Source organism: Sphingopyxis sp. H073 (assembly GCF_001468395.1).
Lineage (GTDB): Bacteria > Pseudomonadota > Alphaproteobacteria > Sphingomonadales > Sphingomonadaceae > Sphingopyxis.
Window position 1 is genome coordinate 1 of sequence record NZ_LNSG01000013.1, and the last position, 17,089, is coordinate 17,089.

Annotated in this window: 16 protein-coding genes; 10 read left to right on the forward strand and 6 right to left on the reverse strand. The window is 65.4% G+C overall.

Annotation, left to right across the window (positions count from 1 at the left end; translation table 11 throughout):
• From ATE64_RS22060 to ATE64_RS18625, 7 genes are all read left to right on the forward strand, one after another.
• On the forward strand, nt 1–609 hold a 609-nt coding region (locus ATE64_RS22060; protein WP_058801294.1), incomplete at its 5' end, for a hypothetical protein.
• A gap of 354 nt (nt 610–963) precedes the next feature.
• Complete coding sequence (locus ATE64_RS18600) at nt 964–1,566, forward strand: hypothetical protein (protein WP_058457268.1); 603 nt, start codon at nt 964–966, stop codon at nt 1,564–1,566.
• Nucleotides 1,567–1,624: 58 nt separating this feature from the next.
• Complete coding sequence (gene ptsP / locus ATE64_RS18605; RefSeq protein ID WP_058457269.1) at nt 1,625–3,922, forward strand: phosphoenolpyruvate--protein phosphotransferase; 2,298 nt, start codon at nt 1,625–1,627, stop codon at nt 3,920–3,922.
• Between the two features lie 193 nt (nt 3,923–4,115).
• On the forward strand, nt 4,116–5,057 hold the full coding sequence (locus tag ATE64_RS18610) for a glycosyltransferase (RefSeq protein ID WP_331458626.1): 942 nt from the start codon (nt 4,116–4,118) through the stop codon (nt 5,055–5,057).
• Nucleotides 5,058–5,060: 3 nt separating this feature from the next.
• The gene (locus ATE64_RS18615; protein ID WP_058457270.1) at nt 5,061–5,759 is read left to right on the forward strand and encodes a class I SAM-dependent methyltransferase; all 699 of its coding nucleotides are present in this window, start codon (nt 5,061–5,063) and stop codon (nt 5,757–5,759) included.
• Nucleotides 5,756–6,145, forward strand: a complete 390-nt coding sequence (locus ATE64_RS22065) for a GtrA family protein (protein WP_058457271.1) — start codon at nt 5,756–5,758, stop codon at nt 6,143–6,145. The genes ATE64_RS18615 and ATE64_RS22065 overlap by 4 nt, the downstream gene beginning before the upstream one ends.
• Nucleotides 6,106–7,275: a glycosyltransferase family 4 protein gene (locus ATE64_RS18625; RefSeq protein ID WP_058800182.1), complete on the forward strand. Its 1,170-nt coding sequence runs from the start codon at nt 6,106–6,108 to the stop codon at nt 7,273–7,275. Before ATE64_RS22065 ends, ATE64_RS18625 begins: the two co-directional genes overlap by 40 nt.
• Here ATE64_RS18625 and ATE64_RS18630 read toward each other — a convergent pair whose 3' ends face one another.
• Entirely contained in the window at nt 7,276–8,979 is a 1,704-nt protein-coding gene (locus ATE64_RS18630) for a hypothetical protein (protein WP_156418184.1), read from the reverse strand.
• A 174-nt stretch (nt 8,980–9,153) separates the two neighbouring features.
• On the opposite strand from ATE64_RS18630, the gene ATE64_RS18635 reads away from it, so the two are divergent.
• Together ATE64_RS18635 and ATE64_RS18640 are read left to right on the forward strand one after the other, a co-directional pair.
• A complete protein-coding gene (locus ATE64_RS18635) occupies nt 9,154–9,798 on the forward strand; it encodes a class I SAM-dependent methyltransferase (RefSeq protein ID WP_058457274.1) in 645 nt (214 codons plus the stop codon).
• The gene (locus tag ATE64_RS18640) at nt 9,791–10,636 is read left to right on the forward strand and encodes a hypothetical protein (RefSeq protein WP_156418593.1); all 846 of its coding nucleotides are present in this window, start codon (nt 9,791–9,793) and stop codon (nt 10,634–10,636) included. Before ATE64_RS18635 ends, ATE64_RS18640 begins: the two co-directional genes overlap by 8 nt.
• Before the next feature lie 27 nt (nt 10,637–10,663).
• Here ATE64_RS18640 and ATE64_RS18645 read toward each other — a convergent pair whose 3' ends face one another.
• Both ATE64_RS18645 and ATE64_RS18650 read right to left on the reverse strand, forming a co-directional pair.
• Nucleotides 10,664–12,340, reverse strand: coding sequence for a hypothetical protein (locus tag ATE64_RS18645; protein ID WP_058457276.1), 1,677 nt, complete (start codon nt 12,338–12,340; stop codon nt 10,664–10,666).
• The gene (locus ATE64_RS18650) at nt 12,340–13,344 is read right to left on the reverse strand and encodes a glycosyltransferase family 2 protein (protein WP_058457277.1); all 1,005 of its coding nucleotides are present in this window, start codon (nt 13,342–13,344) and stop codon (nt 12,340–12,342) included. The genes ATE64_RS18645 and ATE64_RS18650 overlap by 1 nt, the downstream gene beginning before the upstream one ends.
• Before the next feature lie 178 nt (nt 13,345–13,522).
• On the opposite strand from ATE64_RS18650, the gene ATE64_RS18655 reads away from it, so the two are divergent.
• Nucleotides 13,523–13,933: a GFA family protein gene (locus tag ATE64_RS18655; RefSeq protein WP_058457278.1), complete on the forward strand. Its 411-nt coding sequence runs from the start codon at nt 13,523–13,525 to the stop codon at nt 13,931–13,933.
• Nucleotides 13,934–14,029: 96 nt separating this feature from the next.
• Here the strand turns inward: ATE64_RS18655 and ATE64_RS18660 are convergent, their stop codons facing one another.
• From ATE64_RS18660 to ATE64_RS18670, 3 genes are read right to left on the reverse strand one after another with little or no spacing between them, the layout of a single operon-like run.
• Nucleotides 14,030–15,409: a serine hydrolase gene (locus ATE64_RS18660; RefSeq protein ID WP_058457279.1), complete on the reverse strand. Its 1,380-nt coding sequence runs from the start codon at nt 15,407–15,409 to the stop codon at nt 14,030–14,032.
• Between the two features lies 1 nt (nt 15,410).
• Nucleotides 15,411–15,767 (reverse strand): MmcQ/YjbR family DNA-binding protein, encoded by a 357-nt coding sequence (locus ATE64_RS18665; protein WP_058457280.1) that lies wholly within the window; start codon nt 15,765–15,767, stop codon nt 15,411–15,413.
• A 2-nt stretch (nt 15,768–15,769) separates the two neighbouring features.
• Nucleotides 15,770–17,089 carry a replication-associated recombination protein A gene (locus ATE64_RS18670; RefSeq protein WP_058457281.1) on the reverse strand — a complete coding sequence of 440 codons (1,320 nt, stop codon included), beginning with the start codon at nt 17,087–17,089 and terminating at the stop codon, nt 15,770–15,772.

The window sequence follows — 17,089 nt, forward strand, 5'->3', positions numbered from 1 at the left end:
ATCGTGATCCCGCCCCGCCCGCTGCCCCCCGGCAACGCGGCGCACACGCAGATCCTGCCGGGCCGCGGCGTCGACGGCCGCTTCGTCACCGCCAACACGGCCGTCACCGGCGACCGCGCCTTCTGGCAGCTCAAGATCGGGCTCAACGTCGCCGCGATCGGTTGTCGCGGGACCGAGGAAGCGACACTCGTCGCCGCCTATAACAAGATCATCAAGACCCACGCCAAAGTGATCAAATCGACCGAAAAGACGGTCATCACCGAACTGGGCAAGCAGAACAGGAACAACGGCATTGCGCCGCGCGACCGGCTGTCGACCCAGCTTTTCAACTATTTCGCGCAGCCGCCCGCGCAGCGCGCCTTCTGCGCGCGCGCCAACGAAATCGCGCAGCTCGTCTCGTCCGAGCCGACGGCGCAGGTGATAGCGCAGGCGCCGGCCTATCTGTCGCGGCTCGACCAGCCGTTTCTCGACTTTTACGAGGCCTACGCCGCCTATCAGGTAGAGGCGGCCGCATGGGACGCGAAATATGCCCCGGCGCCGCTCGCGACCACTCCCGTCGCGCCGATGGCGACGCCGGTCCGGCCCGCTGGGTCGCCGGCCGGCATGTGACAATCCGCGAGCGCGGGCGGCGGTGTTGCACTCGTGCAACGCCGCGCCGGGTGCGCCGTGAAAATCGCCTTCGGCTCGTCGCATTTCGGGTTAACCCCGTTGCGTGCGATGTGACGTCAAACCGCCAGCGCCCGGTCGCGCCCGGTTTCCGCCCGGCCGAAAAAGCCGTGCATTTCGAAATTCATGCGCCGGCAATGGCCATACCTCCCATGGTGGACCGGAGCCTGCGAAACAGCCTTTCCGCCGCGTTCATGATGAATTTCCGGCAACGTTTCGACTCTCCACCGCCCCTTATCGTCCTCCTTGCCGGAACCGTCCGGCGCCGCTCGCGAGAGCCTTGGGGGACTTGGGAACATGACCAGATCGATCGGATTCGTCGCCGCTTGCGCGGCGGCGCTGGCGGCCGCGCCTGCCGCCGCCCAATATCGGACGCAGGAGCCGCAGGCACCCGGATATGCCGCGCCCAACCTGCGCCTGCCGCCGCTCGATGCGCGCGGCGATTTCGTGACGCCCAATCGTGATTTGACCGGTCACGTGGCGTTCTGGAACGTCAAGATCGCGCTCAACGTGGCCGCCATCGGCTGCCGGCATCCGGGCTCGCTGCGGCTCATCGCCGACTATAACGATATCATCGCGCGCCACGGCAATCTGATCCGCGCCGCCGAGGGGACGGTGATCGCGCGTACCGGCGTCGCCGTGCGCGACCGCATGTCGACGAAGCTGTTCAACTATTTCGCGCAGCCGCCCGCGCAGAAGCAATTCTGTCCGGTCGCCGGATCGGTGGCGGAACGGATGCGCGGAATGAGCGCCGCCGAGGCGATCGAAGCGGCCCCGGCCCTGCTCAGCGAGCTCGACCGGCCCTTCACCGACTTCTATCGCGCCTATGCGCAATATCAGGCCGATCTGGCCGAATGGCGCAGCGGACAGACCGTGCAGCTGGCCTCGGCAAAGCCCTGAACGAAAATAACGTGGGGCGATAGCAACGGGTGAACGCATCTGTTAGCAGGGTGGAGCGATGACCAATGCTCCGCCCCCTCCCTCGACCGCCGCGCAGTCGGCGCGCGAAATCCTGACCCGGCTGCACGAGGTGATGGCGGCGCGCACCAACGCGCAAAGCAAGCTCAACCAGGTCGTCGGAATCATCGGCGAATGCCTGCACAGCGAGGTCTGCTCGATCTACCTGCTGCGCGACGGGTCGCTCGAACTCTACGCCACGCGCGGCCTGAAGCAGGAGGCGGTGCACGTCACCCGCCTCGGCCTCGGCGAAGGGCTGGTCGGCACGATTGCCGAGCAGATCGAGACGCTGAACCTCGACGAGGCTGCGGCGCATCCCGACTTTTCCTACCGCCCCGAAACCGGTGAGGAATTGTTCCACAGCTTCGCGGGCGTGCCGATCATCCGCCGCGAACGCGCCGTCGGCGTGCTCTGCGTCCAGCACAGCGACCCGCGCCGCTATGAAGAGATCGAGATCGAGACGCTGCAGACGGTTGCGATGGTGCTGTCCGAACTCATCGCCAACGCCGACCTTGTCGACACCGCGGCGCGCACCGATGCTGCGGCGACCGACCAGTCGGCGCAGCGATTGACCGGCCAGAAGCTGGTCGACGGGATGGGCGCCGGCGTCGCCGTGTTCCACCAGCCGCGCATCACGATCGAGCATACCGTCGCCGACGATACCGAAGCCGAGCGCCACCGCGTCTATGCCGCGTTCGACAAGATGCGCGAGCAGATCGACCGCATGGCGAGCCAGGCCGAATTCGGCGTCGGCGGCGAGCATGAGGAGGTGCTCGAAACCTACAAGATGTTCGCCTATGACGAGGGCTGGTCGCGCCGGATCAACGAGGCGATCGACAGCGGCCTGACCGCCGAGGCGGCGATCGAGCGCGTCCAGCAGCGCACCCGGATGCGGATGCGCCAGATCGACGACCCGCTGCTCCGCGACCGGATGCACGACCTCGAGGATCTGTCGAACCGGCTGATCCGCATCGTCTCGGGCCAGATGGGCACCGCGGCGCAAATGGGGCTTCGCCAGGATTCGATCCTGATCGCGCGCAACCTCGGCCCCGCCGAGCTGCTCGAATACGACCGCCGCCGCCTGAAAGGCGTGGTGCTGGAGGAAGGATCGCTCACCGCGCACGTCATCATCGTCGCGCGCGCGATGGGCGTGCCGGTGATCGGCCGCGTCCGCGACGTCCGCACCTCGATCCGCGAGGGCGACGCGCTGCTGCTCGACGCCGGGGCGGGCACGGTCCAGGTCCGTCCGACCCCTGCGGTCCAGGAAGCCTTCGACGCCAAGCTCGAAATCTCGCAGAAGCGCCGCGCCAATCTCGCCGCGCTGCGCGACCTGCCCGCGGTCACGAAGGACGGCGTGCCGATCGAACTGATGATCAACGCCGGGCTGCGCGAGGATGTCGCGGCGCTCGACCTCACCGGCGCGCGCGGCATCGGCCTGTTCCGCACCGAATTCCAGTTCCTCGTATCGGCCACCCTGCCCCAGCGCGAGCGGCAGCAGCGGCTCTATCGCGACGTGCTCGACGCGGCGGGCGAGCGGCCGGTCATCTTCCGCACCGTCGACATCGGGGGCGACAAGGCGCTCCCCTATATGAACCTCGGCGACACCGCGCAGGAGGAAAATCCCGCGATGGGCTGGCGCGCGCTGCGCCTCGCGCTCGAACGCGAAGGATTGCTCAAGGTCCAGGCGCGTGCGCTGATGGAGGCGGCGGCCGGCCGCACGCTCAACGTCATGTTCCCGATGGTGTCCGAACCCTGGGAGTATGAGGCGGCGCGCGACCTGTTCGTGAAGCAGCGCGCGTGGCTCGCGCAGCACAACAAGAAGCTGCCCGTCGCGATCCGCTATGGGGCGATGCTCGAAGTGCCGGGTCTGGTCGAAACGCTCGACCTGATGCTGCCGCACCTTGATTTCCTGTCGATCGGGACCAACGACCTTACCCAGTTCCTGTTCGCCGCCGACCGCGCGCACCCGCGGCTTGCCGAACGCTACGACTGGCTGTCGCCGACCGTCATGCGTTACCTGTCGCGTGTCGTGAAGCTCGTCGCGGGAACGAAGGTGCAGCTTGGCGTCTGCGGCGAGATGGGCGGGCGGCCATTGGAGGCAATGGCGCTGCTCGGCATCGGGATCGAACGGCTGTCGATCACCCCGGCGGGCGTCGGCCCGGTCAAGGCGATGATCCGCTCGCTCGACCTCGCGGCGCTCCGCGCCGCCATCCCCGCGATGCTCGCCCGGCCTGCCGCCGATCCGCGTGGGCAATATCTGGCGTGGGCGAAGAGCCACGGGGTCGATCTCGGCGATTGAGGAAATGGCGGCAACAAACCTGTCATCATACCTCGTTTCCGTCCCAGCCCGACGCGCTTTCCTAAGCAGTTATTAACTAAATCTGCCTAGCTTCCCGAAAGAATTTGACGAGGATTCTTGGGGGCTTCCTAAAATGTTCATGCGCGCCGGGCAGTTTGAGACAGCGGGACAACTGGCACGCGACGATGTTCCTGTGACCATCGCGGTCCTTTTGCCCTGCTACAATGAGGGGTTGGTAATCGCCACGGTAATCGACCGTTTCCGCGCGATGCTCCCCGACGCCAAAATCTATGTGTATGACAACAACAGTCGCGACAACTCGGCCGAAATCGCCCGGCGCGCGGGTGCGATCGTCCGCAGCGAACCGAGGCAAGGCAAGGGTTTCGTCGTTCGCCGCATGTTTGCCGATATCGACGCGGACATCTACATCATGTGCGACGCCGACGAGACCTACGATGCCGAGGCGGCTCCCGATTTAATCAGGCAGCTTGTCGATGGCGGGTTCGATATGGTGGTCGGAACGCGCGTGGACACGAGCGGGACCGCATATCGGCCTGCCCATCGGTTCGGCAACTGGATGCTGACGTCACTAGTGCGAGCGATTTTCGGGGGCGGCTTCAGCGACATGCTCAGCGGCTATCGCGCCTTTTCCAAGCGGTTCGTCAAATCCTTTCCGCAAATGTCGCAGGGGTTCGAAATCGAGACCGAACTGACCATCCACGCGTTGCAGCTCGAAATGCCGACCAGCGAAGCTCCGACACGTTTCAAGGATCGGGTCGAAGGTTCCGAAAGCAAGCTGCAAACCGTGACCGACGGCTTCCGTATCCTTTGGACGATCGCGACATTGCTGAAGCAAGAACGCCCGTTCGCCCTTTTCGGGTCGATCTCCCTCTTCCTTTTGTCGCTCGCCCTCCTCTTCGGCTATCCCGTCATAGCCGAATATATGCACAGCTACACCGTTCCGCGCCTGCCGATGGCCTTACTGGCGACCGGAACGATGATCCTTGCATTTCTCAGCCTGTTCTGCGGGCTGATACTCGACACCGTCACCCGCGGGCGCAAGGAAGCGAAGCTGCTACGCTATCTCCAACTCCCAAGCGTATACGCCCGTCTCGAAACTCAGGATATGGTGTAGGTCATGCCGACCGATGCCGAGCGGCGGCTCCATCCCCGCATTTTCGATACCGACTGGTTGATGCTGCGGGGAATGACGCGCGTGCTCGGCCAGCTTGTCACCCGTCATGTACGCGAAGGGCAGAAAGTCCTCGATTTCGGATGTGGAAATAGGCCCTATGCGCCGCTCTTCAAGGGACGCGAGGCCATCTATCTCGGCGCCGACTTCGGCCACGAAGCGGATGTTTCGATAGCGCCGGACGGACGGATTCAACTTGCGGATGCGAGCATCGACATCGTGATCTCGGTTCAAGTTCTCGAGCATGTCCGCAATCTCGATGTCTATTTCGCGGAGATTTCCCGCATATTGAAGCCCGGCGGCATCCTGTTCCTTTCAACGCACGGGACATGGCTCTATCACCCGCATCCGGAAGACCATCGCCGCTGGACCCGCGTCGGACTGATCAACGACATCGAGACCCGCGGTTTCGCGGTTCGCGAAATCGAGTCGATCGTGGGCCCGCTGGGCACCACGACCATGATCCGTTCGACCGGTTATGCCGTGTTCCTGCGCCGGATACCGCTGGTTGGCGGGCTGATCGCGGGAGCGATCGCAACGGTCATGAACCTGCGCGGATTGATGGAGGAAGCCGTCACCCCGGCGCAGATCCGGTTCGACAATGGCTGCGTCTATGTGACTCGGTGCGAGAAGCACCCCTCATGACCAACCTCCTGCAGACTTTTCGCTATTCGGTCGTGTCAGCGATCTGCCTGCTGCTCAGCATAGCAATGGTACCTTTGCTCGCCAAGGTCGGCGTGCATTACGCCTTTGCGACCTTCGTCGGCTTCTGCCTCAGCGCGATTACCGGCTTTCTCCTGCACAGCCGCTGGACGTTCGATGTCGATCGCAGTTTCGCGGCATTCGCGCGCTACGTTTCGGCGGTTGCGCTCAACCTACCCCTAACCGTCATTCTGATCGGCTTGGGACATGATATCATCGGGTTCAGTGTCGGGATCTCGACAACGATGGCGGCGGCGGTGCTCGTGATCTGGAACTTCATCGCGGTCCGGTGGGCGATCGTGCCCCGCCTGTCCGGGGCCGGGTCGTAACGGTCATCGGTACCGCGATGAGGATAGTTTCCGTCAGCAATTTCTTCGACACGCACGGCGGTGGGCTGGAACGCGTGGCGGCGCATCTGAATCGCGAATTCGCCGACGCCGGACACGACGTCGCATGGGCGGCGAGCGATGCCGACGGGCTGCCGAAAAGTCCGGCGCGGCTCATTGCCCTGCACTGCGCCAACCCAACCGAGAAACTGACCGGTCTGCCGATGCCGCTGCCCGGCCCACGTTCCATAGCCCGGCTATGGCGAGCGGTCCGCGATGCCGATGCCGTGGTGATCCACGACGCGCTCTATGTAACGTCGATCCTGGCGATGATATTCGCCAAAGCGGCGAACAAACGCGCAATCATGATCCAGCATATCGGAGTGATTCCTTTTACGGGCCCGCTGTTGAACGGCGTGATGCGTCTGGCCAACGCAATCGTCACCCGGCCGATGATGGCGGCCGCCGACAGGCTCGCCTTCATCAGCGCGACGGTGCGCGACGACCTGCTCGGCGCGCCGCCCCGGCGCCCTTCGCTGCTCGTCTTCAACGGCGTCGACCATTCGGTCTTCAACGCGCAGCGCGCGCGCGCGCGCGACGAAACCCGGACGCGATGGGGCCTTCCAACCGACGCCCCGCTTGCGGTCTTCGTCGGCCGTTTCGTCGACAAGAAAGGCTTACGCATTCTCAGACTACTCGCGCAGCAACGCCCCGACGTGCATTTCGCCCTGCTCGGACAAGGTCCGATCGATCCGCACGAGTGGGACCTGGCGAACGTGCATCCGCTCGGCCAGCAGCCGCAGGAAGCGATCGCCGACCTTTATCGTGCGGCTGACATGCTGTTACTGCCGAGCGTGGGCGAGGGTTATCCGCTGGTCGTACAGGAAGCGATGGCCTGCGGCCTTCCCGTGATCTGCGGCGACGGCAGCGCGAGGGCAGACCCAGCCGCCGGCCGCTGGCTTATCGGCGTCGACATCGACCTCACCGACCCGGAGGGTTCGGCCGGTCGCTGCGCCGCCGCAATCGATGCGCTTAAGGACGCGCCGGTCGATACGGCCGGGATGGCCGGCTATGCTGCGGAAGCCTATGACTGGCGCCGGATGGCGGCCGCGCTTCTCGACGGCTTGTGCTGATCATTCGATAATCGCCGTCCGGCACCCTTGGCTGCGCAAAAGCGCTGCTACGGCACGATTGGCTTTTTCCACATCCACCGTGGGGGCCCCGTCCGCGTGATAAGCACGAATGGGGCGGAGCAGCCCTTCACCCGCGAAAGCGACCAGCGGCGCGGGACGCATTGCGCAGAGCGCCCGCGCGAGTTCAGGGTCTATCCGTCCGCGTATCAGCCGGACCGGCCGCAGATCGAGCCCAGGCGGGTTGATGACCAGATCGGCGACGAACGGAGCATCGTCCTCGCCCACCACCACAAAATCGGCTTCGCTGCGGGCGAGCCGTTCCGAAGCCCGTGCCGGCACTACATAGGAAGCGTGCGCCATATAGGCCTGCAGGGGCAGGATTACGGCCAGCCCGGCTACCGTGGTACGCAACAGGAGACTGCGCCAGAGCGCCTGCGCTTCGCCCAGCGTCGTCCAACCATAAACGGAGAGCAGGATGAAGTTTCCGATCAGCCCGTGCAGGTAACGATATCCGAACCCGTGCCCCTGATAGGGCAATATCGCGAACATGACGCCCACGGTTAGCAGGATGCCGCCGAAGAGCGCGCCGGCCAGCCGGTTTCGGCGAGCGAGGACGATCCCGGTGGACAGAAGCGGCAGGAGAAGCAGGTGCTGCCATGCGAAAAAACGCAGGATGTTCGGTACCATATTGGCAATGCGGATCCCGTCGCCGAGCGCAACCGTGGCCGCTAGCCGACTGATATAATCGACGCCTTCGCCTTTCGGGGCCATCGCGTTGCTCTCGACCAACGCCCACATGGCGTTGGGCCACCAGGCCCAGAACGCACCTATGATAGCATATCCAACAAAATAGAGCGCCGCGCGGCGCCAGGCGCGTTCCAGCAGCAGCAGGCTCAGGATCGGTGCCGCGAACATCGGATGCATAATCGGCTGATGCAGGCCGACAGCCAGAAATCCGATTGCCATTGCCGCCAGGTCGGCCGTTATCGTCCGACGCAGGAACAGACATAGCCAGCAAAGGTTGAGCGCCAGATGCGCCGGCATGGCGTAAGCCGTCATGCCATTGAAGAGAACCTGCCCGGAGCCGGCATAGAGCAGCAGCGCAACCACGGCCGGCTCGTGGCTGTCGGGCCAGATACGCCGCGCGCATCCCCACAACGCGGCCGCGCCGACCGCCAGCATGGCGGGGCCGGTCAGCGCAGCATCGCCGAGCAACCCGAAAAGCGTCCGGATCAGTGCGTTCAACGGCAGATAGGCCGATATCCAGGCCGCCGTCTCTCTTGTCGGATACATGAACATGGTGTTGAGCGCTTCGGCATGATGGCGCCAGATACCCGTCAGCGGGGCGACCAGTTGCCCCTGCGCAAAGACGGCCGCGTCGAATGTCGCCATCTGCTCGTCGCGGCTCAGATCATATCCCGACAATATGGCGTAGTGACCCGCAAAGGCGACGACGGCCATTAGGCAGCCCACGCCCAGCGCCAATGGCGGGCCACCGCGCAGCGCCTTCGCCCGCGGGGAGAGCCGCGGCAAGCAAAGGGCGAGCAACAAGACGGCGGCGAATAGTAGCCAGCGATCCTGCCGCTGGAGATAGAGGAGCGTCAGGCTGCCAGTCGCCCCCTGCAACGCAACGATCGCGAACGCCATGATCGCAAGGATGGCAGGCCGTTCGACTGTTAACCGGAGAAGCTCTTTAGTACGCATCCCGCGTCTTTGACACATCATGGATAATTCGATGTTAACTCCGTGGGCTCGTTGACATTCGACCTTCTGCGCCGTGCGCCGGTCCAAAGGTCGATTTTCGTGCTCGAGTTAACGTTTCGAAAGGACACCTTGGTTAATATTGTGTTGTCCCGCCATCCGGCCGCAGGAAAGTCGATGCAGCTCGTCAAGCAATCCTATTCGGGAATCGTTCAAGCCGTAGCAGGGCTCGGCCCCTTCGCAAGGCTCGCCGAACGGGCGGCACGCAGCGCCCCCTATGGCCTCGAACGCTGGGCGGCGTCGCTGCTCGCCATCCATGACATCGACCGCATGATCGCGCTTGACCTGCCATGGTGGAACGTCGCCGCAACGCGCGATGTGGAGGCGCATTTGCGCGCGCATCCGGGGGCACGCGTTTTCGAGTATGGCTCGGGCGCCAGCACCGCCTGGCTCGCCGCGCGCGCCGGCAGTGTAACGTCGGTCGAGCACCATGCCGACTGGCTGCGCAAGGTCGCGGGGAAGGCGTCGAGTTTCGACCATGTGACACTCTGGCACCGCGATCTCGAAAGCGGTGCCTACGCGGCGGCGATCGACGAGAGCGACGATACCTATGACCTGATCGTGGTCGACGGCCGCGAGCGTGTGGCCTGCCTGTGGCACGCGATCCCGCATCTGCGCCCCGACGGTGTCATCCTGTTCGACGATAGCGGCCGCAGCCGTTACCGCAGCGCGATCGGGACGTGCGGCCTGGCCGAGCGTCGCTATTTCGGCCGCTCCTATTGCGTGCCCTATCCCGATCACAGCAGCATCCTGCGTGGCTGATTTGGCCGCCGGCGCATGGACGCCGGTGCTGGGCCGGCTCGTCCGCTGGGCCGGCGCGGCGGCACTCGCCGCCAGTCTACTGTTCATCGGCGATCGCCTGTGGTGGCTCGACTGGGCGACGTTGCGTTCGCATCTGTCCCGGGACTTCGTCGCGGCGGTCGCTGGGGCCATGCTACTCTTTGCGCTGGCCGACCGCCTCCTTGCACAAGCCTGGTCAACGACGGTCGATCCGGACCGGACGGTACCGCGGCGCAGACTGCTCGGCATTTATGCCCGCGGAGTCTTGCTCAAATATCTGCCGGGCTCGATCTTCCAATATGTGAGCCGCCAGATCGAGGGTGCGAAGCGAGGCCTGGGACAAAAGCGGCTGGCGCAATCCACGGGGCTCGAGGTGGGGTTCCACCTCCTCAGCAGCATGGCCGCAGCGGCCGTCTTCTTCCTGTTCGATCGTTCGCCCATCGCCGCGCTGCTGGTGATCGCGGCGACTGCCGCCGGGCTGTTCGCGTTCCGGCGTCCGCTAATATCGGCAATGGGATGGCAGATCGTCGCCTTCGGCCTGTTCGGCCTTGCCGCCGCGCTCGTCGGCGGCGCGGTATTCCCCGCCGGAACCAGCCTGCCCCATTTCGCCGCCGTCTTCCTGCTCGCCTGGCTGGCCGGCTTCGTCGTGCCCGTGGCGCCCGGCGGCATCGGCGTGCGGGAGGCCGCGCTGCTCGCGCTGGCGGGCGGCTCCATACCGACGGCGGCATCGCTTGCGGCGGTGCTCGCCCTTCGGGTCGCCTCGATCGGCGGCGACCTGATGTTCGGAATGATCGTGCTGGCGCGGCGGCCGGCCGAATAGGCTTCGCCAGCCGCCGTCCTGCGGCTCTCAGAAGGGCATGAACATCGGGCCGCCGCGATCGGGTTCGGCGGGGACCTCCAGCCGATCACCCCATGTCAGGCGCGCGGCGGTGCCCCCCGCAGTCGAGGCGCGGTGCTGCCCGCGATCGAGGAAAATCCGGTTCCCGACCCCCAGCGGCTTGCCGTCGACCGCGAGTTTCGCATCGCGAACCGTATAAGTCCCCGGAACACGAATTTCGAAATCATGGTCCGCGGCATCGGCGGGGACGATTTCGCCGGCGATCCAGAACGGCCCCCAGAACGGAATATAGGTGTCGCGGATCGCGGCGAGGTCGGTCGGCAGAAATTGCGGAACCGGGCCGGTCCCCGTCAGCGCATTCTTGAACATATAGTCGTTGACGACCACCAGCGGCACAGGCTCCGCCGCCATCGTCTCCCTCATGCTGGGAAAGTCGCCGGCCTTGTAGCGGGTAATCCCCCACAGGGTCATAAAGGGATTGGCCTTCGGAAAACGGCCTAGCATCGCGCAGCTGTCGAAATAGGCGACGCCGTCCGGGAACATCCGGTCGGCGACGCGGAGAATCTGGCGCTGCCTTTCCATCGCGTTCGGCGGCTCGCGCAGCAGCACGGTCGCGCCGCTCAGCAGGAACAACGCAGCAAGCGCGGCCGACAGGCGGCGGCCGGCAATCCACTGCAGCACCGCGCCGCACGCGACGAATACCGGCGGCAGGATATAGACGGAGAAATAGGGCGCGGTGTTGTGATAGAAGACCAGCGTCAGTATCGGCAGGTAAAAGCCCGCCAGAACGATCTTTTGCGCTTTCGGCCGGGCCGAGGCCCAAAGCGTGAACGGGCACAGCAGGACGATCAGCGTCTGCGCGATCGACAGCTCCGCGCCTTTCAGCGTCGATTTCCAATAGGATAGGAAGGCGAGCATGTTGCGGCCGGCGCTCGACACCAGGCTCGTCGCCTCGCCTCCGCTGCCGGAAGCAAGCGTACTCGCGTGGAGCGTATAAATCAGGGCGGCGGACAGCAGCGCGGTCGCGCCGACCACGATCAACCGGAAGGCGGTCGTGCGCCTGTCCGCCGCCTCGTACCAGAGAAACCAAGCGATGCCGAGAAAGACCGGCGCATAGAGAATCGTCTTGATTGTCAGGACCACCGAGGTTCCGGCGAGAACGCCGGCGAAGAAGATCGACCAGCCTGCCAAACGCGCGCGCAACAACAGGCAAGCCGCCGTCATCAGCAACGCCGCGGCGGGCGCATCGAACCGGAACGAGGTGCCATGCTGCAGGACGTAGCCCGTGGTGAGATAGGCGAGCGCACACAGCGCCGCGACCGGACGTGCGACGAAACGCGAAGCCGCGCCGATGATCGCGGCCGTGACCACCAGTTCGCACATGAGCATGAACAGACGGATGACGATGATATGGTCGATCCCCGACCCCGGCAGATCGGCAACCCATGCGAAGGCGCGGGTATAGAGCGTCTGCAGCGGTTCGTTCAGCGTGCCCTGGACCAGCTTCTGGACCTGGCTGTAATGATAGAATTCGTCCCAGTTGATCGCCCGCGTCAGTGCCATGTGCAGATGGGCGAGGAGGGCGACGGCAATCGCGGCAAAGGGCCAGAACTCCGATTGCGTGGCGGGAAGCCAGCGGCGGCGCGTCGATGCCGGAGCGACGGCCCCGGACGCGGCCGCATCCATCACGCAGTTCCGGCGCGCGGCGGCACGGCCGTATCGCGCGGCGCTTCGGTCGCGGGGGGCGGCAGGCGATCCTCGATCTCGGCGAGCCGTTTCAGGCTCGCTTCGATCAGCTTGCGGTTCGCGGCTATCAGGTCGGCGAGCATTCCCATGACCGCGACAAGCGTACCAAGGACGAGCAGCGCGCCGCCTATGACCAGTGACTGGACATGGCCGTCGCCGTCGCCCCGCGCGAAGAGGAAGAGGAAGCGGACGAGCGGCAACAGCCCGACAAAACCGATCGCGGTCCCGAGACCGACGAACACGCGCAGCGGTCTATACGTCGTGTAGGCGCGCACCATAGTCAGACCGGTGTTCATGATGAAACGCGGCACCGACTTGAACAGCCGCGACGGCCGCGTCGTGGCGTTGGTGCGGATCGGCACGCTGATGACCGCGAGCCGCTTGCGTCCCGCCTGGATCAGCATGTCGGTGGTGTAGCTGAATTCGGTCGTAATGGTGATGCGCTGCGCGGCCTCGCGGCTGATCGCGCGGAAGCCGCTGACCGCGTCGGACACCTCGACATTGGCGAGCCGCTGGACGACCGCGCTGCCAAGCCGCTGCAGCCGGCGCTTGATTGGTCCGAAATGGGCATTGTCGGCGACCCCGCGGTCACCGATCACGATATCGGCACGGCCCTCGACGATCGGCGCGACGATGGTCGCGATATCCTCGCCCGCATATTGGCCGTCGGCGTCGGTGTTGACGACAATGTCTGCCCCGGCGCGCAGCGCGGCGTCGAGCCCCGACTGGAAGGCGGCGGCAAGGCCGCGATTGGTGCGGTGGCTGACGACGTGATGTGCGCCCCACATGCGCGCGACCTGCGCCGTGTTGTCGGTGCTGCCGTCGTCGATGACGAGGATCTCGATGGTATCGATTCCGGCAATGCGGCGCGGCAGCGCGGCGAGCGTCGCCGGCAGATCCTCCGCCTCGTTCAGGCAGGGAATCTGGATAATCAGTTTCGTCATCGCCCGCGATACCTCTCGCCGAGCCTGTTTACACCCTGGCTGGCCATGCTTTCCCCCACTTATCCCGACGGAATGCGGGTTTAGGCCGATATGGTTAACGCGCACCTAAGATCGGCGCTGACCATGTTGCCCAATTTTATGTTTATGTTATGTTCTCATTTCAGGAGGAGATGTCCCCATGAGCGATTCGCGTGCCAGCGGGCGGTGTCATTGCGGCGCCATCCGCTATTCGATGCCGACCGAGGTCGACCATCACGCGCTGTGTCATTGCAGCGATTGCCGGCGCCATGCCGGCGCACCGATGGTGGCCTGGGCGATGGTGAACCAGGCCGATTTCGAGACGAGCGGAACCGCCAAGATCTACGCCTCGTCCGAACATGGCCGACGCCACTTCTGCGGCGACTGCGGCACCGGGCTCTTCTATACCAACGAGGCGGTCTTTCCGGGCAAGATCGACGTGCAGACGGGAACGCTCGACGACCCGGACCTGATCCCCGCCGGCGCCCAGATCCAGGTCGCCGAGCGGATCGGCTGGATGGAGACGCTGGACGAGATGCCCGCGTTCAACCGCTATCCCGGGATGGACTAGAGTGATTTCGAGTGAAAGGGAACATTTCACGGCTCGGAAATCAAGGAAAAACAGGAGTCTAGAGTGGCGTTTTGATTCAATCAAAACCAACGCACTCTAGCGCCTTTGCGACGACGACGCCTTGTCGTCGGCCGCCACGACCGCAGCGACCAGCTTCGCGATATCGAGCCGTTGCTTGTGATCGTCATAGCCCTGCCGGACGACGATCAGGCGGCGCGACGGAATGACGACCAGATACTGGCCGCGGTTGCCGAACGCGCCGAACGCATCGCCCGGAACACCGGGCGACTCGTTCAGGAGCCAGAAGCCCGCGCCATAGCCGAACGGCCCCTCGGGCTGCGGGCCGCTCGGCGCGGTGACGAAGCCGCGCCAATCCGCGGGCAGCAATCGCGCACCCTGCCACATTCCATCGTCCTGATAGAGCAAACCCAGCCGCGCGAGGTCGCGCGCGCTCGTCCACACCTGGCTCGAGAGGATATAGTCGCCGTTCACGTCATGCTCGGCGAAGGTCCGGGTCATCCCGATGCGGTCGAAGAAGCCATTGGGGTCGAGCGCCTGACCCGCTTTCGCCGCCGCCGCCCTGAGCGAAAGCGTCGCGAGCAGCGTGTCGTTGTTGGCATAGCGATAGCGCGTATTCGGCGGGTTCAGCAGCGGCCATTGCGTCGTCCACTGGCGCACCGATGCCCCACCCATATAGATGGCATCGCTGCGGTTGCCCGCGGTATCGCTGGTCAGCCCGCTCGCCATGCGCATCAGCTGCTCGGTTGTGATCGGCGAGCGCGGATCGCCCGGCGATTGCCATTCGGCGATCGACGCGGGCTTCGTCACGTCGATCAAGCCGCGCAGCACGGCGCGGCCGATCAGGGTCGCAGCCATCGACTTGGCGACCGAGAAGGTCCGCTGCGCGGTGTGCAAATCATGCCCGCCCCAATAGCGCTCGACCGCGATCTTGCCGTTTTTCAGGACTAGCAGCGCGCTGGTCCTGCCGCCGAATCGCTGGATATCCATCGTCGCGGTGCCGAACGTCGTCAGGCCACGCGCGACCGGCGCCCGCGCGCCCTTGTCGCCCATCGGCCAGGGACGATCGTCGAGGTTCGGCCGTGCCCGTGAGCCGCCGGACACCGGCAGCGACGTCGCGCCGATCGGCAGCGTCACACAACCGTCGCTTGCACCCCACACGGCCATGCGCGGCGGCATGTCGTCACGGTAGCGCACACGGACAATCTTCGCCGCCGTATCGACATCGGCCTTGAGCAGGCGGACATCGGCCTCGATCTCGGGATAGATGCCGGTCAGCTCGTCGCGCTCGATCGCATCGAGCGGCTTGCCCGCGCCGTTCCACAAGGCCGAACAGGTGAAGGCGGCGCGATAGCCCGCCGCCCAGGCACGGTTGATCTCGGCATTCGCGAGCACCTGCGCGGCCGCTGGGGCAGCCGTCGCTGCGAGCAGCAGGCCAAGCACGAACCGCACCAGCATCTCAGGGCCGCTCGCCGAACGCGCTGCGCTGCTCCTTTTTGGCGCGGTCCCACCAGGCACGGCGGATGACGTCGGCGACGCGCCCGGGATCGCGCGAGCCGAAGCGGACGAGGAGCGCGTGCCAGCCTTCATAATGCGGGGTCTGCCAGAAAGTGTCGGGATCGGTTTCAAGCAGGATTTCCTTCTCGTCGGGCTTGCACATCACCGCGAAGCTTCCCGGCTCGCGCCCCGGCGCTGCCAGCGCCTTACCATTGAGCTTCGGGCAGGGGGTGCCATAGAAAGGCAGCATCGCGACCTCGGGCAGCGCACAGGCGAAAGCGACGACATCGTCCCAATCGTCGAAACGCACCCCTGCCATCGTCACCCGCCCCGCTGCTCGCGCCGCCGCTCGTCCCACCAGGCGAGACGTTCCGCAATCCGCTTTTCGAAGCCGCGGTCGACGGGGCGGTAGAATTCCGCCGGCGGCATTTCGTCGGGCCAGTAATTGTCCCCCGAAAAGCCGTCGGGCGCATCATGATCGTAGCTGTAGCCGGCACCATAGCCCAGATCCTTCATCAACTTGGTCGGGGCGTTGAGGATGTTCGCGGGCGGTGCCAGCGATCCGGTGTCGCGCGCCGCCGCCCACGCCGCCTTTTGCGCCATATAGGCGGCGTTCGACTTGGGCGCGGTCGCGAGGTAGAGACACGCCTGCACGATCGCCAGCTCGCCCTCGGGCGAACCCAGAAACTGGTACGCATCCTTCGCGGCAAGGCACTGCACCAGCGCCTGCGGATCGGCGAGCCCGATATCCTCGCTCGCGAAGCGCGTCAGGCGGCGAAGAAGGTAGAGCGGTTCTTCGCCCGCAACGAGCATTCGCGCGAGCCAGTAGAGCGACGCCTGCGCGTCCGATCCGCGCAGCGCCTTATGCAGCGCCGAGATGAGATTATAATGGCCGTCGCGATCCTTGTCATAGACCGGCATCCGGCGATGCAGGAAAGCCGCGAGCTCGCCTGCGTCGAGCGGCTGGTCGATCGCCACCGAAAACAGCGTCTCGACCTGGTTGAGCAAGAAGCGCCCGTCGCCGTCGGCGCTCGCGACCAGCGCGGCGCGCGCCTCATCGGTCACCGGCAGCGGCTTCCCCACCTCGGCTTCGGCGCGCGCGACCAGCGTCCCGAGCGCCGCTTCGTCGAGCCGGTTCAGCACGAGCACCTGCGCGCGGCTGAGCAGCGCGGCGTTGAGCGCAAAGCTCGGGTTTTCCGTGGTCGCGCCGACGAGCACCACGGTCCCGCGCTCGACATAGGGCAGGAAGCCGTCCTGCTGCGCACGGTTGAAGCGGTGAATCTCGTCGACAAACAAAAGCGTGCGCTTGCCCGCCGCCGCCATCTTCTCCGCATCGGCAAAGGCCTGCCGAAGGTCAGCCACGCCGGAGAATACCGCCGAGAGCATCGCGAAGCGCATCCCCACCGCCTCGGCGAGCAATCGCGCGATCGTCGTCTTGCCGGTGCCGGGCGGGCCCCACAGGATGATCGATGACAATTGTCCCGCAGCAACCATCCGCCCGATCGCGCCGTCGGGTCCGGTCAGATGCTCCTGCCCGACGACGTCGGCCAAAAGGCGCGGGCGAAGCCGCTCGGCGAGCGGCGCGGCGCCCGGAGCTTCCTGCCGTGCGGGCGCATCCTCGCCGAACAGGTCCGCCGCCAT